Source organism: Arthrobacter sp. 10T416, assembly GCF_056394165.1.
Genome location: NZ_JBFTHI010000002.1, coordinates 33,770 through 52,691 on the forward strand (window position 1 = coordinate 33,770; position 18,922 = coordinate 52,691).

Sequence of the window (18,922 nt, forward strand, 5' to 3'; positions counted from 1 at the left end):
CCCGGGAACCTCACGGTTCCCGGGGTCTTTCGCTTTGTGGCGGCGCGTCCGCGCCGGTACTTACGCTCCGGCGTCGGCCTCGACCGGACGGACCGAGTGGATCCGGTCCAGGATGGAGTTCTTGAGGTTCTCCGGCGCGGCCTCCGTGCAGGAGCGTTTGACCATAACGCGGATGACGCATTCGAGGTCGTACTGCTCGTGGCACTCCGGGCACTGGTCCAGATGGTCCTTGATCTCGGCGATGTCGTCGCGCGTCAGGGCACCGTCGAGGTACTCGTAGATGCGCTGCATCCGAGTGTCGTCGCAGTCGCCCAATCCCTGGCAGTCGCTCATTTCCCGTTCTCCTGATTGTTGCTCGCGGCCGCCGAGGCGGGATCGCCCGCGGCCCTGAATCCCCGCTCTGCCGCATAGTCGGCCAGCATGTCCCGCAACATCCGCCGGCCGCGGTGCAGCCTGGACATAACGGTCCCGATCGGGGTGTTCATGATGTCTGAAATTTCCTTGTACGCGAACCCTTCGACGTCGGCGAAGTAGACAGCCAGCCTGAACTCTTCCGGAATGGACTGCAGGGCCCGCTTCACGTCCGAATCCGGCAGGTGGTCCAGCGCTTCAGCCTCGGCGGAACGCAACCCCGTCGAGGTGTGCGACTCCGCGCGGGCCAGCTGCCAGTCCTCGATGGTGTCCGAGTTGGACTGCAGCGGTTCGCGCTGCCGCTTCCGGTACAGGTTGATGTACGTGTTGGTAAGGATCCGGTACAGCCACGCTTTGAGGTTGGTGCCGGGCTTGTACTGGTGGAACGCGGAGAAAGCTTTGGTGTACGCCTCCTGCACGAGGTCCTCGGCGTCGGCCGGATTACGGGCCATTCGCATGGCCGCCGAATACAGCTGGTCGACATACTGCATCGCGTCGCGCTCAAAGCGGACGCGGCGTTCCTCCGAAGTCTCGGCGGACGTGTCCAGCGGCTGGCCGGTGCCGTCGGCCGCCACGGTTTCCGTGGCTGTGCGTTCAGCGGCTGCTGCGTCGTCTTTTCCGGCTACTTCGTGCGTGGCCGCTACGGCCGGATCCATGGTGCTCATTGCGTTCAAGTCTACTGTCACCTTCCGGCGGGTGCCTGAAGCTCCCGTCAGGGCAACGCCCCACGGTTCCTCCAAGGCTGCGTCCTGCACCCGGAATTCCTTTACCAGAACCAAACTTCCGCCTTTCTGCACCGCATCCGCACCGGACAGCCGCAGACCGGACAACGGCCCGCTGCCCTGGGTTTGCCTGTACGTTTTTGCCCCTGTTTTTCGGTCCCCTTCTCCGCGGAGACCTGTCAAGCACAACTGCACACAACGGGCAAATATTCCGCAAAAGTGCAAGACTAGAACCGGTTCTCCCGCAGAGCGTCCGCGGTTCATCCATCCAGGAGGAAATTCATGTCCTTTGTCCGCTTTCTCGCCCGCCCCATGCTCGCCTCCAGCTTCGTCCTCGCAGGCATGGACAAGCTCCAGAATGCGGATGACACTGCGGCACAGCTGTCTCCCCTCCTCCGCCGCGCCGCCGACACCCTGCCGTTCCAGACCAACGAGCTCGTTCTGGCCCGCGTTATTGGCGGCACCCAGGTGGGCGCCGGCGTCCTCTTCGCCCTGGGAAAGTCAGCCCGCCTCGCCGCCACCGTCCTCGCCGTGATCTCGGCCCTGAACGGCTTTGTTGAATGGCGCAGCGCGGACATCTCCTCCAAGGAAGGCCGCAACGCCCGGCGCAAGCAGCTGCTGAAGAACGTGTCGCTGACCGGCGGAGTACTGCTGGCCGCCGTTGACACCGCGGGCAAGCCGAGCCTGGCCTGGCGCGCCGAGCACCTCGCCGCCGACGCGCGGAAGACCACGGCCCACCTCGCCGCCGACGCACGGAAGACCACCGGCAAGAAGCTGAAGAAGGCTGACAAGGCACTCCGCAAGGCCGTCGACAACACCGTCGGAGCCTAAGACTGAAATGACCGGCACCACCCCCTCCGCAGCTGCCATTTCCTCCCCGGCCGGCGGCGGTCCGCACTGGCGCGCGCCGTTCGCGGACGGCCCCGTCGATGCCACTGTCACGGTTCCCGGCTCGAAATCCCTGACCAACCGGTACCTGGTCCTGGCCGCCCTCGCGGACGGTGTCTGCAGGCTGCGGGCTCCGCTGCATTCCCGGGACTCAGCCCTGATGATCGAGGCACTGCGGCAGCTGGGGGCCACGATCACGGAAGTCCCCGGCGACGGCGCCTTCGGCCCTGACCTGGAGATCACCCCGATCAGCGCGGGCGCTGCCGGCTCCGACGCCGCCGTCGACTGCGGCCTGGCCGGGACGGTGATGCGATTTGTTCCGCCCGTCGCGGCCCTGCGCCGCGGGACCACCGTGTTCGACGGCGACCCGCATGCCCGCAAGCGCCCGATGGGCACCATCATCGAGGCCCTGGCCGGACTCGGTGTAGCGGTAAGCGCGCCCGACGGCGGTCCCGCGTCATCGCTGCCCTTCGCGGTCCGCGGCACCGGGGAAGTCCGCGGCGGCCACCTCGTGATCGACGCCAGCGCGTCCTCCCAGTTTGTCTCGGCCCTGCTGCTCACCGGAGCCAGGTTCGAGGAGGGCCTGCACCTGGAGCACGTCGGCAAGCCGGTTCCCAGCCTGGACCACATCAGCATGACGGTCACGGCGCTCCGCGGAGTCGGCGTGGCCGTCGATGATTCCGTGCCGAACCACTGGATTGTCTCCCCCGGACCCATCCGCGCCTTCGACCAGCGCATCGAACAGGACCTCTCCAATGCGGGACCGTTCCTGGCTGCTGCCCTGGCCACCCGCGGCACCGTCCGGATTCCCAACTGGCCCGCCGGGACCACCCAGGTGGGTGACCTCTGGCGCGAGATCCTGGCCGCCATGGGCGCCACCGTTTCCCTCGACGACGGGACCCTGACTGTCACCGGCGGCGCCGAGATCACCGGCGGCGACTTCGACGAGACCAGCGAACTAGCCCCGACTGTTGCCGCCCTGTGCGCCCTGGCCACCGGCCCGTCCCGGCTCACCGGCATCGCCCACCTGCGCGGCCACGAGACGGACCGGCTCGCCGCTTTGGTCGCCGAAATCAACCGCCTGGGCGGCGACGCCGAGGAAACCGCCGACGGCCTCATCATCCGGCCGGCCACCCTGCATGGCGGCGTGGTGCACAGTTACGCTGACCACCGGATGGCCACCGCCGGAGCCATCCTTGGACTCGCCGTCCCTGGTGTGGAGGTGGAGGACATCGCCACCACGGCTAAGACGATGCCGGACTTCCCGCAGCTATGGGCGGCGATGCTCGGCGGGGCAGCCGCACAACAGACGACCGCACAGACGGCCCCGGTAGTGCAGGACAGCGCAGAGAAGGACACCACCGGTGGCACGCAGCACTGACTCCTGGGACGAATCGGATGTCCGGATCCGCCCCAACAAAAAGGGCTCGAGGCCCCGCACCAAGGACCGGCCCAGCCACGACGACGCCGTGACCGGCCGCATCATCACCGTGGACCGCGGACGCTACACCGCCGTCGTCGACGAAGGCAGCAGCGGCGAACGGAAGATCATTGCCGCCCGGGCCCGGGAACTGCGCCGCAATCCCGTGGTGGCCGGCGACTTCGTCTCCCTGGTCGGTGACGTCAGCGGTGAGGCCGACACGCTGGCCCGCCTGGTCAAAATCCAGGACCGCCGGACCCTGCTGCGGCGCAGCGCCGACGACACGGACCCAATCGAACGCGCCGTCGTCGCCAATGCCGACCAGCTGGTGGTGGTGGTCGCCGCCGCCAACCCGGAGCCCCGCACCGGGTTCATCGACCGTGCCCTCGTGGCGGCCTACGACGCCGGCATCGAACCGCTGCTCCTGGTCACCAAAGCGGACGTCAAGGACCCCGCCGAGCTGCTCGCCAACTATCAGCACCTCGACTTCCCCGTCATCATTTCCAAGACGGCCGACTCGGCCGCCTCGGGCATCGACGCCCGCTCGGACGACGGCCTGTCCGCCCGGCTGGACAAGAACGCGGTCTCGCAGCTGCGCGGGTACCTCGACGGCAAGGTCACCGTCATGCTGGGCCATTCCGGCGTCGGCAAATCCACCATGGTCAACGCGCTCACAGGGGCCGAACGTGCCACCGGCGGCGTCAACGCCGTGACCGGACGCGGCCGCCACACCTCCTCCTCCGCCCTGGCGCTGAAGGTCAACGACGCGCCCGCCGGCAGCTGGATCATCGACACCCCCGGCATCCGTTCCTTCGGCCTGGCCCACGTGGACCCGGACCGGATCCTGCGTTCGTTCCCCGACCTGGAGCCGGGCACCGCGGACTGCGAACGGGGCTGCAAGCACGACGCCACCGCCGTTAACTGCGGCGTGGACGCCTGGGTGCAGGGCGGCCACGCCGGACCGTCCGGCCCTGCGCGCCTTGCCTCCCTGCGCCGGCTCCTCGGCACGGATCCGCGCATGGAAGCACAGGAAACCAAGGAGCTGGGCAGCGTCTCCTAACAGGGTCCGCCCGGCCGGCAGCGACGTGGCCTCCCGGTCCCGGGAGCTTTTTGACGGTAGCTTGGAGGCATGAGCCAACCCGCTTCGAGCTACAACGATGACCTGCGCCTCGCCCATGTACTGGCAGATTCCGTAGATTCCCAGACCATGAGCCGCTTCAAGGCGCTCGACCTTCGGATCGAAACGAAGCCGGACCTCACCCCCGTCACTGACGCGGACAAGTCCGCCGAGGAAGCCATCCGTGGCCAGCTGTCCCGCTCCCGGCCGCGCGACGCGGTCCTGGGCGAGGAGTTCGGCAGCTCCGGCCACGGCTCGCGCCGCTGGATCATCGACCCCATCGACGGAACCAAGAACTTCGTCCGCGGCGTCCCCGTCTGGGCCACCCTGATCGCTCTCGTGGACGAGGGCGAGCCGGTGGTCGGCGTCGTCAGCGCCCCGGCCCTGGGCAAGCGCTGGTGGGCCGCCAAAGGCGCCGGCGCCTACATGGGCCGGTCCCTGGCCGCCGCCACCCGGCTCAAAGTCTCCAACGTCTCGCGCCTCGAAGACGCCTCGCTGTCCTACTCGAGCCTGGGCGGCTGGAAGCAGCGCGGCAATCTGGACGAATTCCTCGGCCTCACCGAGGAAGTCTGGCGCACCCGCGCATACGGCGACTTCTGGTCTTACTGCCTGGTGGCCGAGGGTGCCGTGGACATCGCCTGCGAACCCGAGCTCAACCTTTACGACATGGCGGCGCTGGTCCCGATCGTGACCGAGGCCGGCGGGCGTTTCACCTCGCTGGAAGGCGAGGATGGCCCGTTCGGCGGGAACGCGCTCGCCACGAACTCCATCCTGCATTCGGAAGTCCTCAAGCGCCTGAACCCCGGTCTCGACGACCTCCTCTAGCCCGCTCCGCGGCAGGCAGCCGTAACACAACGCTTCACATTCCGGACCTCCCTTTCCCGGGCGGCACGCCATGTCCTAGGCTCGAACCAGGTCACGAGTGCCAGCGCTAAACCCCGGTTTGCTGGCCGGCAACCCTCCATTCGCGGCGGGGTGCCCCGGGTGACGACCTGGCCGGTCCGGAGCGGACCCGGCAAGCGCGGATCCCCTGTGAGCGGGGTCCTTTCAAGCGAGGTCCCATGACGACTGCCACCATTTCCACCCACCCCACCTCTTCCGCCGGCGCCCCGGTGCCGGCCGACGCGCGGTTCGACGCCGCCCGCAGGCCGCTGTCCGCCGTGTCCGGCGCTGAAATCCAGGCGCCCCTGATCCAGGGCGGCCACGTCCGCTACGCCAACCTGGACTACGGCGCGTCGGCGCCGGCCCTGTCCGTGGTCTCCGCCTACCTCAACGAGATCCTGCCCTACTACGCCAGCGTCCACCGCGGCGCAGGCTACGCCTCGCAGCTCAGCACCTCGGTCTACGAAAACGCCCGGAACATTGTCCGAGGCTTTGTGGGCGGCCGTGCGGACGACTCGGTGATCTTCACCCGGAACACCACCGACTCCCTGAATCTCCTGGCCGGTTGCCTCCCGGCGGCTGACGGACGCCCTACCGGCGAGGTGCTCTACCTCGATATCGAACACCACGCCAACCTGCTGCCCTGGCAGAACGTCCCGCACCGCAGTGTGGTCGCGGCCCCCACCCTGGCCGGCACCGTGGCGCGGCTCCGCCAGGAACTCGCCCGCGGCGGTGTGAGCCTGCTCGCCGTCACCGGCGCGTCCAACGTCACCGGCGAGATCCTGCCCATCGGCGAGCTCGCCGCCCTGGCGCACGAGTTCGGCGCCCGGATCGCCGTCGACGCCGCCCAACTGGCCCCGCACCGCCGGATCAACATCAGCGCGGACGACGTCGACTACCTCGCGTTCTCCGGCCACAAGCTCTACGCCCCGTTCGGCGCCGGGGTGCTGGTGGGCCGCCCGGACTGGCTCGACGCCGGAACCCCGCACCTGGCCGGAGGCGGCGCCGTGCGGGACGCGAGGCTCGACTCCGTCAGCTGGACCACGGGACCGGCGCGCCACGAGGGCGGCTCCCCGAACGTGCTGGGGGCTGCTGCCCTGGCCCGGGCCAGCCAGGTCATCGAGGCGCTCGACGACGTGCAGTGGCACGCCCACGAGGACGCCATCCGGTCCTTCCTGGTGGAGGGACTGGAACGGATCGACGGCGTGAGCGTCCACCACATTTTCGAGGACACCGCCGCCGGTAACGGGCCCGGAACAATCGGCGTGGTCAACTTCTCTGTGGCCGGGTACGACGCCGGCCTGGTCGCCGCCTACCTCTCGGCGGAGCATGGCATCGGCCTGCGCGACGGCCGGTTCTGCGCCCACCCGCTGCTGAAACGGCTGGGCCTGCCGGCCGGGTCACTCCGTGCCAGTTTTGGCCTCGGGTCCCGCCTCGACGACGCCCAGCGGCTCCTGGCCGGGCTGCAGGAGCTCCGGCGCAACGGGCTCGGCTGGGACTACGTGGTGGACGCGGGCCGCTGGGTCCCGGCCAACGACACCCGCAGCTATCCGCACTGGGCACCCAACACCCCGGGCACGGCCGGCGCGGCGCCCTGCACGCTGGACTGACACCAGCGCCGGCCGCAAGCGCCGGGCCCCCGCGTGCGGTAAATTCGGTAGGTACCAAATTCAAGCTGCCGGAGGAGACGACACGTGGCACGCGGGGGCCCAAAACTGCAGCACCAGCGGCGGCAGGAGCTCGGCCAAAGCTTCCAGGACGGCGGGGAACACTACGACCGGGTGCGGCCCGGCTACCCGGCTGATTCCGCCGACTGGCTGATACCCGCCGGAGCCAGCGACGCCGCCGACCTCGGCGCCGGGACGGGCAAGTTCACGGCGCTGCTGGTCCGGCGCGGCCTCCGGACCGTGGCCATCGACCCGTCAACGGACATGCTGGAACAACTGCGCGCATCATTGCCCGGAGTCGCCGCCGTCGAGGGAACCGCCGAACGTACCGGCCTGCCGGCAGACGCCTTCGACCTCGTCACCGTGGCCCAGGCCTGGCACTGGTGCGATCCCCTGCTGGCCAGCACCGAGGCCGCGCGGATCCTGCGCCCGCACGGGGTCCTCGGCCTGATCTGGAACCAGCTCGACACCTCCGTGCCCTGGGTACACCGGCTCTCCCGCATCATGCATGCCGGCGATGTCCACAAACCCCACTTCCGGCCGCCCGTCGGCCCGGAGTTCACCGGGCTGGAAAGCCACCTCACCCGCTGGGAAGATCCGGTCAGCACGCAGGACCTCATGGAACTCGCCAAGTCCCGCAGCTACTACCTGCGGGCCGGCGAGGCCACCCGCCAGAAGGTGCTTAGCAACCTCGACTGGTACCTGCACGAGCACCTCGGCCACGTTCCGGGCGAGATCCTTCCGCTGCCTTACCTGACGCAGAGCTGGCGCGCCTTCAAGGCCTAGTCCCTACCCGGCCACTCCCCCGGCAATCCAGCCGACGGCCATTGCACGGGCCACCCGCTCACGCCTATGATTTCGGTGTGCCTAACTTTTATGTTCAGGCATTCGGAAACTTAATGGGAGCCCCGCAGTGCTGGACGTAACAGGACACCAACCCCGCCCCGATGCCCAGCCCCCGGCCCGAAAGGTCAGGGGCCGGCGCAGGGCGCTGCTTGGCCTGCTCGGTCCAGCCTTCGTCGCTGCCATCGCCTATGTCGATCCCGGCAACGTCGCGGCGAACCTCACCGCCGGCGCCAAGTACGGGTACCTGCTGGTCTGGGTCCTGGTCGCCGCGAACGCGATGGCCGTGCTGGTCCAGTACCAGTCCGCCAAGCTCGGCATCGTCACGGGGAAAAGCCTGCCGGAGATCCTCGGTGAGCGGCTCAGGCCCGCCTGGCGCCGTGCCTTCTGGGTCCAGGCCGAAATCGTGGCCGCGGCAACCGACCTTGCCGAGGTGGTGGGCGGCGCCGTGGCCCTCTACCTGCTGTTCGGCCTCCCCCTCCCCCTGGGCGCAGTGATTGTCGGCGGCGTTTCGATGGTGCTGCTCGCTGTCCAGAGCCGGAACCAGCAGCGGCCCTTCGAGTTCGTCATCATGTTCCTGCTCGGCATCATCACCGTCGGGTTCCTGGCCGGCCTGTTCATCAGCCCCGCCGATCCGGGTGGTGTGCTGGCCGGGCTGGTACCGGCCTTCCAGGGACCGGACACCGTGCTGCTGGCTGCGAGTATGCTCGGGGCCACCGTGATGCCGCACGCCATCTACGTCCACTCGGCCCTCTCCCGCGACCGGCACCGGCCCAACCCACACCTGCACGTCCCGCCGCACGCGATGTCGCGGCTGGTCAGGGCCACCCGCTGGGACGTTGTGGCCGCCCTGGCCGTCGCCGGCATCGTCAACATCGGCATGCTGCTCCTGGCCGCATCCACCCTCGGCGGCGTCGAGGGAACTGACACCATCGAGGGCGCCCATTCGGCCATCTCCGCCAGCCTCGGCCCCGTGGTCGGTGTGGTCTTTGCCGTCGGCCTGCTGGCTTCGGGCCTGGCCTCCACCTCCGTGGGCTGCTACGCCGGCGGCACCATCATGCAGGGCCTGCTGAAGATCAGGATCCCGCTGATGACGCGCCGGGTGCTGACCCTGATCCCGGCAGTCGTGCTGCTGGCCGTCGGCTTCGACCCCACCTGGGCGCTGGTCCTCAGCCAGGTGGTGCTGAGCTTCGGGATCCCGTTCGTCCTGGTTCCGCTGGTGGTGCTGACCAGCAACAGGTCCCTGATGGGCCAGTTCGCCGACGGGATGGCGCTCCGCGTGGCCGCCATAGTCAGCGTCGTCCTGGTGGTCGCGCTGAACCTGGTGCTGCTGTGGCTCACCTTCACCGGCGCCGCCGGACGGTAGGCTGGGGACTGTGAAGACCAGTCCGCCCTCCTCCTCGATCGAGGACTACGTCAAGGTCATCTACTCCTTTACGGAGTGGCAGGACAAGCCGATCACCTCCACCCAACTTGCCCAGCGGCTGGGCGTCGCGAATTCCTCGGTCTCGGAGATGGTCCGCAAACTCAAGGACCAGGGCCTGGTGGACCACAAACCATACAGTGCCGTGACCCTGACCGACGATGGCGTCCGGCTGGCCCTCTCCATGGTGCGGCGGCACCGGCTGATCGAAACGTTCCTGGTCCAGGAGCTCGGGTACCGCTGGGACCAGGTCCACGACGAGGCGGAACTGCTCGAGCACGCCGTCTCCGAAACGTTCATCGAGCGGATGGCTGCCAAGCTGGGCCACCCGGTCCGGGACCCGCACGGCGACCCGATCCCGGCGGCGGACGGCTCCGTCCTGATGCCGCCCGCTTACCGGATGAGCGAACTCGATAAGGGCCACACCGGCCGAATCACCCGCATCAGCGACGAGAACCCCGAACTGCTCCGCTACCTCGCCGCTGAACAGATCGATCTGGACGCCGACGTCGAGGTCCTGGGACGCAAACCGTTCGGCGGCCCGCTGATGGTCCGCATCGGCGCCGGAGGCGTCATGCGCGACGTCGACCTCGCCGACGAGGTCGCGGCGGCCCTCTGGGTCCACAGCGACGCGGCCCACTCCGGCTGCAGCGTCGCGGACCGTTAAGGGGCGCGCCATGAACCGCACACCTCAACCACGCCCCGCCGCGCGGCCGGGGCTCCCGGGCTGGCGGGCCTGGGCAGCTGTCGCCGTCGGCGGCCTGATCGGGACCGAACTGCGCTATGGCGCGGGCCTGGTGTTCCCCGAGGCGCCAGGCGGCGTCCCCTGGACCACCCTTGCGATCAACGTCCTGGGCAGCTTCGTCCTGGCGGCCCTCACCACCCTCTGGATCGCCCGTCCCCGGACTGCGTTCTGGCTCAGGGCCGGCCTCGGCCCGGGCCTGCTGGGTTCCTTCACCACGTTTTCGGCCCTGGCCCTGGCCGTCGACCAGCTGATCCGGGGCGGCTTCCATGCCGTCTGGCTGGCCTACCTGGCCCTGTCGCTGGTCCTGGGACTGGGGGCGGCCGCGGCCGGCTGGAAGTCCGGCAAAGCCTTGGCCGACCTCAGCGGGACTGCCCAATGACCGCCGCGTTGCTGGTGGGGGCCTTCGGCATAGCCGGCGCCCTGCTCCGTTTCGCCGTCGACTCCTGGTTCGCGCACCGGCCCGGACCCCACCCGCACTGGCCGTGGGCCACCCTGGCGGTCAACGTCGTCGGGTCCTTCATCATCGGGCTGTCCCTTGGCGTGACGCCGCACCTGGGCCTCGGTGCGGAATGGCAGGCGGCGGTGGCCAGCGGCCTGGCCGGCGGCCTGACCACATTCAGTTCCTGGACCACGGCCACCATCAGGCTGGTCAGCGAGGCGCGCTACCGCGCCGCCGCCCTCAATGTCGCCGTCAACCTGGCGGCGGGACTCGCCGCGGCGGCCCTCGGTGTGGCCCTGGCCCGTTAGTTCTCCACCGCGGTTTGCGGCGGGTTCCGGATGCCGACGGCGGACGCCGCGGCACCCACCAGGAAGAGTGCGGCGGTGACCGCCGCCGTGGCGTGCAGGCCCGACGTCGTGATCACCGGCCCGGTGATCAGCCCGGCGAAGGCGATGGCCACCAGCCCGGCGATGCGGGCGACGGCGTTGTTCACCGCGGAGCCGATGCCGGCTTCCTCAGGCACCACGGCGCCCAGGATCGCCGCGGTCAACGGCGCCACGGTGACCGCCAGGCCGACGCCAAACACCATCAGCCCCGGGAAGACCTGGGCGAAGTAGTCCAGCGGCAGCCCGATGCCGAGCATCATCAGGAACCCGGCGGCGCAGAGCAGCGGCCCGGCCGTCATGAACCAGCGGGGACCGAAGCGGCCGGAGAGCGTTCCTACCTTGGAGGACAGCAGGAGCAGGATCAGCGTGGAGGGCAGCATGGCGACGCCCGCCGCCGTCGCACCCAGCCCGGCGACCTGCTGCAGGAACAGTCCCAGGACGAAGAATCCCAGGCTCAGGGCACCGTAGATCACCGTCGTGGCCACGTTGCCCCAGCCGAAGTTCCGGATGGTGAAGAGCCGCAGGGGCATCATGGGGGCCGGGGTCCGGCGTTCATGGAGCAGGAAGCCCGCGAGACCGGCGAGGCCCACTACCAGCGGGATCCAGACCTGCGGAGAGCCCCAGCCGAGGGTGCCGCGTTCGATAAAGGCATACACAACGCCGCCGAGGCCGATGATTGCCAGGATGGTTCCGGTGACGTCGATGCTGCTGCCGGGGGCGCGGCCCAGGTCCAGTTCGCGCAGCCGCCGGAGGGCGGGCCACACCGCAACCGCGGGGACGATGTTAAGGAAGAAAATAACCCGCCAGGTGAAGACATCCACGGAGACACCGCCGAGTACGGGAGCGGCCACGATGGCGCCGGAGGTCCAGGCGGACCACTTGCCGATCGCCGCTGACTGGGCCGGTCCGCTGAAGACCGTCACGATCAGGGCCAGCGAACTGGGCACCAGCAGGGCGCCGGCCACACCCTGCAGGCCACGCGCCACAATCAGCGATTCGCCGCTCCAGGCGAGGCCGCAGAGGACCGAGGTGGCGGTGAAGCCGGCGAGGCCCCACTGCAGGACGCGGACTCGGCCGAACTGGTCCGAGAGGGAGCCGGCCACCAGGATCAGCGCCCCGAGCGTGAGCAGGTAGGCGTCCACCACCCACTGCTGGACCACCAGTCCGCCGCCGAGTTCGCGGCTGATGGCGGGGAGGGCCAGGTTGACCACCGAGCCGTCAAGGAAGGCGATGAAGGACGCGACGATCGCGACGTAGAGGACACGTCGTTCCAGGACTGACAAGGCTGCGGCGGGGGTGCCGGGCATGGCTGCTGCTTTCCTCACTGCCTGCCTGACGGCGGGGCACCGGGTTTGGAATGAGCCTAGCACCGGGGGCCCGCTGACGGTCCGCATCCCCGGATCGCGTAAAGTTGAGGGATGGTTACGAGACGAGAAGCTGCCCAGATCCTTGATATTCCGCTGGAAATGGCCAACCGTCACGGTATCCCGACCCGCCTGTCCGAGGCCGAACTGGGCGAGCTCCTCGACAGCCCGCCGGCGTGGCTGCTTCAGTCCCGGGCCAACCGCACGGGCAAGCGCCCGGTGTGGGTCCAGCTGACCTGTGCCGTGTGCGGGTTCGCAGAAACCGCGCGGCCCAAGAAGTGGTGGCCTGACTTCAGCCACGTCTGCTGCGCGCACCACTCCCCCTACGAGCTTCCTCCCCTGGACGACGGACTGGTCCGCAGCGAGTACGAGGGCGTCGGGAACCGGTTCATCGGCATCGTGGACGTTGAGGTACCCGGGGCGTAGCCTTAAAAGCACGGGCTCATCCCGGGCCCCCACCTTTAGGGAGCGCGCAATGCCTGACAAGTCGCCGCACCGGCACCTCACCAAGAAGCCGGTCAAAACCATCAAGGAAAAACGGGCCGATAAGAAGGCCAAGCACATTGTCGATGAGCACACTGACCCGGTAGCGCACATCAAGAAGCGCTGACCGTGTGAGCAAACAAAAAGGCCGGAAGCTGATGCTTCCGGCCTTTTGCTACGGGGTGGAGCCCCGTTGCCGGGGTTCCTGCTGTGGAGATGGGGGGAATTGAACCCCCGTCCGATGTCGTGTTGTCAGGGCTTCTCCGGGCGCAGTTTGCGTCGGATTTTCTCGGCCCCGGCCATGCTGCAAACAGCTGGCCGATCCGGGCCCAGTCATCTAAGAGTCCCGTTCACCCCGATGACGGAGGTAAACAGCAGTGGCTATCTAAATGACGCCAGGATCCGGGGCAATAGCAACCTCGGGCTGACGGACTGTCTTACTGCTTAGGCAGCGAGAGCGAAGTCAGTGCGTTTTGATTCGGCACTTATTGGTTTGCAGACAGCGTTTACGAGATAATTCTGCATCCTCGGCCCGCTTCACCTGTCGCGACTAACATCGTCGAAACCGATCATCCCCGTATTTTGTTACCAAACCGGTCCGGATCTGATCGATCCTTCCCGGACTATCAAGCATAACGCACCGTCCGCCGGAATCATTCCCCGGCGCAGTAGGGCGGGCCGGGCACCGCCCGCGGCCCCGGCCCTGGGGTCAGGCGCGGTTACGCTCGCGCATCACCCGCAGGGCCTCGCGCTTGTCCTGCTGCTCGCGCAGGGTCTGGCGCTTGTCGTATTCCTTCTTGCCGCGGGCGACGCCGATCTCCACTTTGGCGCGGCCGTCGACGAAGTACAGCTGCAGCGGCACGATCGTGAAACCCGACTCGCGGATCTTATGCGAGATCTTAGTCAGCTCATCGCGGTGCAGCAGCAGCTTGCGGCGGCGCCGTGCGGCGTGGTTGGTCCAGCTCCCCTGGTTGTACTCGGGGATATGGATGCCCTCCATCCACAGCTCATCGTTGTAGAAGGTGCAGAAGCCGTCGACCATGGACGCATGGCCCTCGCGCAGGGACTTCACTTCGGTGCCCATGAGTGCGATTCCCGCCTCATAGGTATCCATGATGTGGTAGTCGTGCCGGGCCTTGCGGTTGGTGGCCACTACCTTCCGGCCACTTTCTTTAGGCACGGTAAGACTCCTCAATCGATACGTTGGGTCAGTTCCAGTCTAGAGCAGGCCCATCGGGTCCACGGCCTGGCCGTTGACCCACGTCTCGAAGTGGGAGTGGCAGCCGGTGGAGTTACCGGTGGTGCCCGAGTACGCGATCAGCTGTCCCTGGCTGACCTGCTGGCCGTCCGAGACCACCACGGAGGTGTTGTGGTAGAAGATCGTGGTCAACGAGTTGCCCTGGACAACGCCGTGGGAGATCTTCACGTGGTATCCGCCGCCGTCGTTGCCCCACCCTGCGGAGAAGACGGTGCCGGCTGCCGGGGCGTAGACCGGAGTGCCGCAGGGGGCGCCGAAGTCGATGCCCGTGTGCATGTAGCCGCCCTGGCCGTAGAAGTCGATGGTGCCCGGCGGGGTCGCACGCCAGCCGAAGCCGGAGGTGATCGGGATACCGTTGAAGGGGCTGCGCAGGCCGAACGCCGACGCCGGTCCCGGAGGCGCCGGAACGTAGGGCGCCGGCGGGGGCGGAGCCTGGCCCTGGGCCCGGGCTGCTGCGGCGGCCGCGGCAGCTGCTGCCGCCGCGATCCGGCGCTGCTCGGCTTCCCAGGCCTCACGCAGTTTCCGGTCGCGTTCGACGATTTCCGCGGCGACGGCGGCCTGGCGGGACTTCACCTGGGCGATCTGGCTCTGGATGCCGGGCTTGGCGGCTTTGAGCTGGCTGCTCAGGCGGGAGGTGTCCGCGATGAGCTTGTCCACCTTGGCCTTTTGGGCTTCCGCCTCGTCCCGCGCCGCTTTCTCGCGGACCAGGGCCTCGTCGGCCTTGGCCTTGAGATCGGCGATCTCGGCCTCGACGGCCTGCAGGCGTGCCTGGGAGTTCACGTTGGTGGCGTTCTGCTGCGTCAGCTTATCCATCGCGGAGTTCTGGCTGCGCAGGGCCTGGTCCGCGAGGTCGATGGTGTCGGTCAGGCTGCCGCTTTTGTTGGAGCCGAAGAACAGCGAGAGGTTGGAGGGTACCCCGCCGGACTTATACGCCTGCGTGGCGATCTGTCCGATCAGTTTCCGGGTGTCGTTGATCTTCTGCTTGTCGTTTTCCAGCTGCTGGGTGATCTTGGCCTTGTTCTGCTGGGCCAGATCCACCCGGGCTGCGAGGGCTTCGACTTCCCTGACAGCGCCGGCCACACGGCCCTGCGCGTCGAGCAGCGCCTGCTGGGCGCCGGGCAGCTGGCCCTGGTACAGGACGAGGTCGCCGGCGGCCTTGGCGATTTTCCCGTCGACGAACTCGAGCGACTGCTGGGCCCGCTGCGCCTCCGCCCGGAGGGCGGCCTGCTGGTCCTCGAGCGAGTCGGCGAATGCCACCGGGGTGGACGCGCCGAGGTTGGCGGCGAGGACCAGTGCCACCGCGGCGCTGATCATACGGCAGCGGCGGTTGGGGGTGCGGGCCGGTGCGGTGCGTCGGACCATCGGGTTCATGAGCGTTCCTCTTCGTTGCGCAAGGCTAGACCCGCAGGTAGCGGCGGAGGGTCAGGAGTGATGATGTCCCGGCCAGCAGGACGCCCAGGCCGATCAGGGCCGGAGCCAGGATCAGGGTCTGCCCGGGGGAAATGAAGGCGGTGTCCGGGTACTGCTTGGACAGGACCTCGCCCAGGAAGAAGTGCGCGACGGCCCACAGCGTGCCGGAGGCCAGGGCCGCGCCAATGACGGCGGCAATCACACCCTCCAGGATGAAGGGCAGCTGGATTACTGTCTTGGAAGCACCCACCAGGCGCATAATGCCGGTCTCCCGGCGTCGGCTGAAGGCCGAGAGCCGGATGGTGGTGGCTATCAGCAGGATGGCGCAGACAATCATCACGCCGGCGATGCTGACGGCCACCAGGGAGGCCGCGTTCATCGCGGAGAACAGCCGCTCCAGGAGCTGTCGCTGGTCGATGACGGATTCAACACCGGGCTGCGAGGAGAAGTTTTCGCTGATGACCTCGTACTTTTCCGGGTCCTTCAGGTTGATGCGGAAGGAGGCGGGAAGCTGGTCCGGGGTGACCGAGTCCACGATCGGCGAATTGGAGAACTGCTCCTTGAAGTGCTTGAAGGCCTCGTCCTTGGATTCGAACTGGAAATCGTTGACGTACTGCGCCACGGACGGGGACTGGAGCAGCTTGCGCAGGTTGGCCTGCTGCTCCTGGGTCACGGGACCGGAGGCGCAGCCGGGCGCCGTCGAGCCGTCACTGCAGAGGAAGACGGCGACCTGGACTTTGTCGTACCAGTAGCCCTTCATCTGGTTGATCTGCAGCTGCAGCATGCCGGCGGCACCAACGAACGTCAGCGACACAAAGGTCACGAGGATGACGGAAACCACCATGGAAAGGTTGCGGCGCAGGCCGCTGCCGATTTCGCCGAGGATGAATGCGAGCCTCACAGTGCTCCCTCCCCCGCGCGCCGGGTTTCGCTTTGGGCGGCGTCGACGTCGGACGCCTGCCGGCCGCTCGCGTCCCGCAGCCGGCGGGACTGGCCCACCACGGGCATCATCGAGGTATACAGGGCCTTGGCCTCGTCACGGATCACTACGCCGTTGCGCAGTTCCACCACGCGTTTGCGCATCTCGTTGACGATGTCGTCGTCGTGGGTAGCCATCACCACGGTGGTGCCGTTCTGGTTGATCTTGTCGAGCACGCCCATGATGCCCATGGACGTTGTCGGGTCGAGGTTGCCGGTGGGCTCATCGGCCAGCAGGATGCCGGGACGGTTGACGACGGCGCGGGCGATCGCCACGCGCTGCTGCTCACCGCCGGAGAGCTCGTGCGGGAGGCGGTTTTCCTTGCCTTCCAGGCCCACGGTCTTGAGGACTTCGGGGACGGTTTCGCGGATGACGCTGCGGCTGCGGCCGATGACCTGCATGGCGAAGGCGACGTTGGCGAACACGGTCTTCTGCGGCAGCAGGCGGAAGTCCTGGAACACGACGCCGATCCCCCGACGGAGCCGCGGGACCCGCCAGCTGGAAATCTTCGCCACATTCTGTCCGGCGACGTAGACGGTGCCCGAGGAGGCGCGGTCTTCTTTCAGCACCAGCCGGAGGAACGTCGACTTGCCGGAACCGGAGGCACCCACAAGGAAGGCGAACTCGCCGCGGTCGATCTCAAGGTTGATCGAGTCCAGCGCCGGCCGCGCGTTCTGGTCATAGACCTTGGTGACATTTTCGAAACGGATCATGGCCCTAGTACCCTGCAGGAGCCGGGCATGTTTCAGACCAGTTCTGCTGCCGGGGCGCGGGCTTTCTTTTGGGGGAAGTAGGGCACCGGCCCTCCGACTATACGCAGGGACAACGCCCCCGACGCCGGAACGCGGGGGCGTGTCGCGGGATTCCGGCGCTACGTTTCGGCGTTGCGGTTATCGGTCCGCCAGCGGATCCCGGCGTCGATGAAGTCGTCGATTTCGCCGTCGAACACTGCGGAGGTGTTGCCCACTTCGTGTTCGGTCCGGAGATCCTTGACCATTTGGTACGGGTTGAGCACGTAGGAGCGCATCTGGTCGCCCCAGGAAGCTTTCACGTCGCCGGCGAACGCCTTCTTCTCGGCGTCTTCCTGCTCTTTCTTGAGCAGCAGGAGGCGTGACTGCAGCACACGCAGGGCGGCCGCCCGGTTCTGCAGCTGCGACTTCTCGTTCTGCATGGACACCACGGTGCCGGTGGGGATGTGGGTCAGCCGGACGGCGGAGTCCGTGGTGTTGACGGACTGTCCGCCCGGGCCGGAGGAGCGGAAGACGTCCACACGGATCTCGTTGTCCGGGATCTCGATGGAGTCGGTCTGCTCGATCAGCGGGATGACCTCGACGGCGGCGAAGGAGGTCTGGCGGCGGCCCTGGTTATCGAAGGGGCTGATCCGGACCAGGCGGTGGGTGCCGGCCTCGACGCTGAGCGTGCCGTAGGCGTACGGGGCCTTGACCTCGAACGTGGCGGACTTCAGCCCGGCTTCTTCCGCGTAGGAGGTGTCCATGATGGTGGTGGGGTAGCCGTGGCGCTCGGCCCAGCGCAGGTACATCCGCAGCAGCATGTCGGCGAAGTCCGCGGCATCCACGCCGCCGGCGCCGGCCCGGATGGTGACCACGGCTTCGCGCTCGTCGAATTCCCCGGAGAGCAGGGTGACCACTTCCAGGTCAGCCAACGCTTTGCGGACGGATTCGAGTTCCGCGGCGGCGTCCGCCATGGAGTCGGCATCGTCCTCGTCCTGGCCCAGCTCCACGAGGACCTCGAGGTCGTCGATCCGGGCGGCCAGCTTGTTCAGGCGCTCCAGCTCCGACTGTTTGTGCGAGAGCTTGGAGGTGATGACCTGCGCGGCCGCGGGGTCRTCCCAMAGGTTCGGCTCRCCGGCGCGYTCGCTCAGTTCGGCGATGTCTTCCTTCAGTGCCTCGACATTCGAAACGTTCTCGATCGAAGCGTAGGTGGCGCGCAGCGCGCGGATTTCTGCGGGAAAATCAATGTTAGCCATGGTTTTTCAAGCCTACGCTATCCCCCGCCCCGGCTCCCCGTTGACCCCTCACCGCGTCAGCCGGGACCGCGCCGTCGACGTCGCCTCGATCCGGATGCCGTCCGGGACCAGGAAGTTCACGATCGGCGGATGGACGGCCGCGCTCAGGACCACGACGGCGGTGGACCCGTCAGGGCTTCCCGTCACCGGAGAGACGGCCAGTCCGCTGAAACGGGCGAATGCACCGTTGCGGTTCAGGTAGTCAGCCGCCGTGCTGCGCACCCTGGCGCCGTTGAGGACCGCCGTGGGGCTACCGGAGGTGCTTTGCAGCTGGCCGAGCGTGAAGCTGTCCGCCGCCGCGACCGAGGCGCCGTCCGCGAGGGAGAGCAGTTTCTTGTGTTCCAGGTACACGCTGGAAGCGGCCGCCACCACCGCGGTGACCAGCAGGGCCACCAGCACGTAGCCGATGATCAGCACCATCAGCTGCCCGTCCTCACCTCCACCCCGGTCCGGTGCCGC

Annotated in this window: 21 protein-coding genes, 1 other RNA gene and 1 riboswitch; of the genes, 12 read left to right on the plus strand and 10 right to left on the minus strand. The window is 68.0% G+C overall.

From position 1 onward, the window contains the following. Window positions 1-60: 60 nt before the first annotated feature. Together rsrA and AC1DBE_RS04095 are read right to left on the minus strand one after the other, a co-directional pair. Window positions 61-333 (minus strand): mycothiol system anti-sigma-R factor, encoded by a 273-nt coding sequence (gene rsrA, locus AC1DBE_RS04090; protein ID WP_476877725.1) that lies wholly within the window; start codon window positions 331-333, stop codon window positions 61-63. Beyond that, on the minus strand, window positions 330-1,076 hold the full coding sequence (locus AC1DBE_RS04095) for a sigma-70 family RNA polymerase sigma factor (protein WP_476877724.1): 747 nt from the start codon (window positions 1,074-1,076) through the stop codon (window positions 330-332). Before AC1DBE_RS04095 ends, rsrA begins: the two co-directional genes overlap by 4 nt. Window positions 1,077-1,415: 339 nt before the next feature. On the opposite strand from AC1DBE_RS04095, the gene AC1DBE_RS04100 reads away from it, so the two are divergent. From AC1DBE_RS04100 to AC1DBE_RS04145, 10 genes are all read left to right on the plus strand, one after another. After that, a complete protein-coding gene (locus tag AC1DBE_RS04100) occupies window positions 1,416-1,964 on the plus strand; it encodes a DoxX family protein (protein ID WP_476969697.1) in 549 nt (182 codons plus the stop codon). Window positions 1,965-1,971: 7 nt separating this feature from the next. Continuing rightward, on the plus strand, window positions 1,972-3,402 hold the full coding sequence (aroA, locus tag AC1DBE_RS04105; protein ID WP_476877722.1) for a 3-phosphoshikimate 1-carboxyvinyltransferase: 1,431 nt from the start codon (window positions 1,972-1,974) through the stop codon (window positions 3,400-3,402). Beyond that, entirely contained in the window at window positions 3,386-4,501 is a 1,116-nt protein-coding gene (gene rsgA, locus AC1DBE_RS04110) for a ribosome small subunit-dependent GTPase A (protein ID WP_476877721.1), read from the plus strand. The genes aroA and rsgA overlap by 17 nt, the downstream gene beginning before the upstream one ends. A 69-nt stretch (window positions 4,502-4,570) precedes the next feature. Further along, the gene (gene hisN, locus AC1DBE_RS04115) at window positions 4,571-5,383 is read left to right on the plus strand and encodes a histidinol-phosphatase (RefSeq protein ID WP_476863165.1); all 813 of its coding nucleotides are present in this window, start codon (window positions 4,571-4,573) and stop codon (window positions 5,381-5,383) included. An 89-nt stretch (window positions 5,384-5,472) separates the two neighbouring features. After that, window positions 5,473-5,586, plus strand: a riboswitch (SAM riboswitch). A gap of 33 nt (window positions 5,587-5,619) precedes the next feature. Beyond that, a complete protein-coding gene (locus tag AC1DBE_RS04120) occupies window positions 5,620-7,050 on the plus strand; it encodes an aminotransferase class V-fold PLP-dependent enzyme (RefSeq protein ID WP_476969698.1) in 1,431 nt (476 codons plus the stop codon). Window positions 7,051-7,134: 84 nt separating this feature from the next. Beyond that, window positions 7,135-7,893, plus strand: coding sequence for a class I SAM-dependent methyltransferase (locus AC1DBE_RS04125; protein WP_476969699.1), 759 nt, complete (start codon window positions 7,135-7,137; stop codon window positions 7,891-7,893). A 127-nt stretch (window positions 7,894-8,020) separates the two neighbouring features. After that, window positions 8,021-9,316: an Nramp family divalent metal transporter gene (locus tag AC1DBE_RS04130; RefSeq protein ID WP_476969700.1), complete on the plus strand. Its 1,296-nt coding sequence runs from the start codon at window positions 8,021-8,023 to the stop codon at window positions 9,314-9,316. A 10-nt stretch (window positions 9,317-9,326) separates the two neighbouring features. Then, the gene (locus AC1DBE_RS04135; protein WP_476877717.1) at window positions 9,327-10,040 is read left to right on the plus strand and encodes a metal-dependent transcriptional regulator; all 714 of its coding nucleotides are present in this window, start codon (window positions 9,327-9,329) and stop codon (window positions 10,038-10,040) included. 10 nt (window positions 10,041-10,050) lie between these two features. Next, complete coding sequence (locus tag AC1DBE_RS04140; protein ID WP_476969701.1) at window positions 10,051-10,497, plus strand: fluoride efflux transporter FluC; 447 nt, start codon at window positions 10,051-10,053, stop codon at window positions 10,495-10,497. Beyond that, window positions 10,494-10,865, plus strand: coding sequence for a fluoride efflux transporter FluC (locus AC1DBE_RS04145; protein WP_476877715.1), 372 nt, complete (start codon window positions 10,494-10,496; stop codon window positions 10,863-10,865). Before AC1DBE_RS04140 ends, AC1DBE_RS04145 begins: the two co-directional genes overlap by 4 nt. On the opposite strand, the gene AC1DBE_RS04150 is transcribed toward AC1DBE_RS04145, so the two are convergent. Next, complete coding sequence (locus AC1DBE_RS04150; protein ID WP_476969799.1) at window positions 10,862-12,250, minus strand: MFS transporter; 1,389 nt, start codon at window positions 12,248-12,250, stop codon at window positions 10,862-10,864. The genes AC1DBE_RS04145 and AC1DBE_RS04150 overlap by 4 nt on opposite strands. Before the next feature lie 111 nt (window positions 12,251-12,361). Between AC1DBE_RS04150 and AC1DBE_RS04155 the strand changes: the two genes are divergently transcribed. Together AC1DBE_RS04155 and AC1DBE_RS04160 are read left to right on the plus strand one after the other, a co-directional pair. Beyond that, window positions 12,362-12,733 (plus strand): hypothetical protein, encoded by a 372-nt coding sequence (locus AC1DBE_RS04155; RefSeq protein ID WP_476877714.1) that lies wholly within the window; start codon window positions 12,362-12,364, stop codon window positions 12,731-12,733. 49 nt (window positions 12,734-12,782) lie between these two features. Next, the gene (locus tag AC1DBE_RS04160) at window positions 12,783-12,917 is read left to right on the plus strand and encodes a hypothetical protein (protein ID WP_307035254.1); all 135 of its coding nucleotides are present in this window, start codon (window positions 12,783-12,785) and stop codon (window positions 12,915-12,917) included. Between the two features lie 81 nt (window positions 12,918-12,998). Here the strand turns inward: AC1DBE_RS04160 and ssrA are convergent. The 7 genes from ssrA to AC1DBE_RS04195 all read right to left on the minus strand — a co-directional run bounded on the left by ssrA (window position 12,999) and on the right by AC1DBE_RS04195 (window position 18,883). Then, window positions 12,999-13,367, minus strand: a transfer-messenger RNA (tmRNA) gene (ssrA, locus tag AC1DBE_RS04165). 132 nt (window positions 13,368-13,499) lie between these two features. Then, window positions 13,500-13,970: an SsrA-binding protein SmpB gene (smpB, locus tag AC1DBE_RS04170; RefSeq protein ID WP_476877713.1), complete on the minus strand. Its 471-nt coding sequence runs from the start codon at window positions 13,968-13,970 to the stop codon at window positions 13,500-13,502. Window positions 13,971-14,009: 39 nt separating this feature from the next. Then, window positions 14,010-15,419, minus strand: coding sequence for a peptidoglycan DD-metalloendopeptidase family protein (locus AC1DBE_RS04175; protein WP_476969702.1), 1,410 nt, complete (start codon window positions 15,417-15,419; stop codon window positions 14,010-14,012). A 25-nt stretch (window positions 15,420-15,444) separates the two neighbouring features. Further along, on the minus strand, window positions 15,445-16,359 hold the full coding sequence (gene ftsX, locus AC1DBE_RS04180) for a permease-like cell division protein FtsX (RefSeq protein ID WP_476903026.1): 915 nt from the start codon (window positions 16,357-16,359) through the stop codon (window positions 15,445-15,447). Next, on the minus strand, window positions 16,356-17,150 hold the full coding sequence (gene ftsE, locus AC1DBE_RS04185; protein ID WP_476877710.1) for a cell division ATP-binding protein FtsE: 795 nt from the start codon (window positions 17,148-17,150) through the stop codon (window positions 16,356-16,358). Before ftsE ends, ftsX begins: the two co-directional genes overlap by 4 nt. Window positions 17,151-17,308: 158 nt before the next feature. Further along, a complete protein-coding gene (gene prfB / locus AC1DBE_RS04190; RefSeq protein ID WP_476969703.1) occupies window positions 17,309-18,424 on the minus strand; it encodes a peptide chain release factor 2 in 1,116 nt (371 codons plus the stop codon). A gap of 48 nt (window positions 18,425-18,472) precedes the next feature. After that, entirely contained in the window at window positions 18,473-18,883 is a 411-nt protein-coding gene (locus AC1DBE_RS04195) for a pilus assembly protein TadG-related protein (RefSeq protein ID WP_476969800.1), read from the minus strand. Window positions 18,884-18,922 lie beyond the last annotated feature (39 nt).

Coding starts and splice junctions, on each gene's coding strand:
- AC1DBE_RS04095 (WP_476877724.1), bottom strand. CDS start 1,076: ATGAGCACCATGGATCCGGCCGTAGCGGCCACGCACGAAGTAGCCGGA.
- aroA (WP_476877722.1), top strand. CDS start 1,972: ATGACCGGCACCACCCCCTCCGCAGCTGCCATTTCCTCCCCGGCCGGC.
- AC1DBE_RS04195 (WP_476969800.1), bottom strand. CDS start 18,883: ATGGTGCTGATCATCGGCTACGTGCTGGTGGCCCTGCTGGTCACCGCG.
- ftsE (WP_476877710.1), bottom strand. CDS start 17,150: ATGATCCGTTTCGAAAATGTCACCAAGGTCTATGACCAGAACGCGCGG.
- AC1DBE_RS04100 (WP_476969697.1), top strand. CDS start 1,416: ATGTCCTTTGTCCGCTTTCTCGCCCGCCCCATGCTCGCCTCCAGCTTC.
- AC1DBE_RS04120 (WP_476969698.1), top strand. CDS start 5,620: ATGACGACTGCCACCATTTCCACCCACCCCACCTCTTCCGCCGGCGCC.
- rsrA (WP_476877725.1), bottom strand. CDS start 333: ATGAGCGACTGCCAGGGATTGGGCGACTGCGACGACACTCGGATGCAG.
- AC1DBE_RS04140 (WP_476969701.1), top strand. CDS start 10,051: ATGAACCGCACACCTCAACCACGCCCCGCCGCGCGGCCGGGGCTCCCG.
- AC1DBE_RS04155 (WP_476877714.1), top strand. CDS start 12,362: ATGGTTACGAGACGAGAAGCTGCCCAGATCCTTGATATTCCGCTGGAA.
- AC1DBE_RS04145 (WP_476877715.1), top strand. CDS start 10,494: ATGACCGCCGCGTTGCTGGTGGGGGCCTTCGGCATAGCCGGCGCCCTG.
- AC1DBE_RS04150 (WP_476969799.1), bottom strand. CDS start 12,250: ATGCCCGGCACCCCCGCCGCAGCCTTGTCAGTCCTGGAACGACGTGTC.
- AC1DBE_RS04175 (WP_476969702.1), bottom strand. CDS start 15,419: ATGAACCCGATGGTCCGACGCACCGCACCGGCCCGCACCCCCAACCGC.
- hisN (WP_476863165.1), top strand. CDS start 4,571: ATGAGCCAACCCGCTTCGAGCTACAACGATGACCTGCGCCTCGCCCAT.
- AC1DBE_RS04160 (WP_307035254.1), top strand. CDS start 12,783: ATGCCTGACAAGTCGCCGCACCGGCACCTCACCAAGAAGCCGGTCAAA.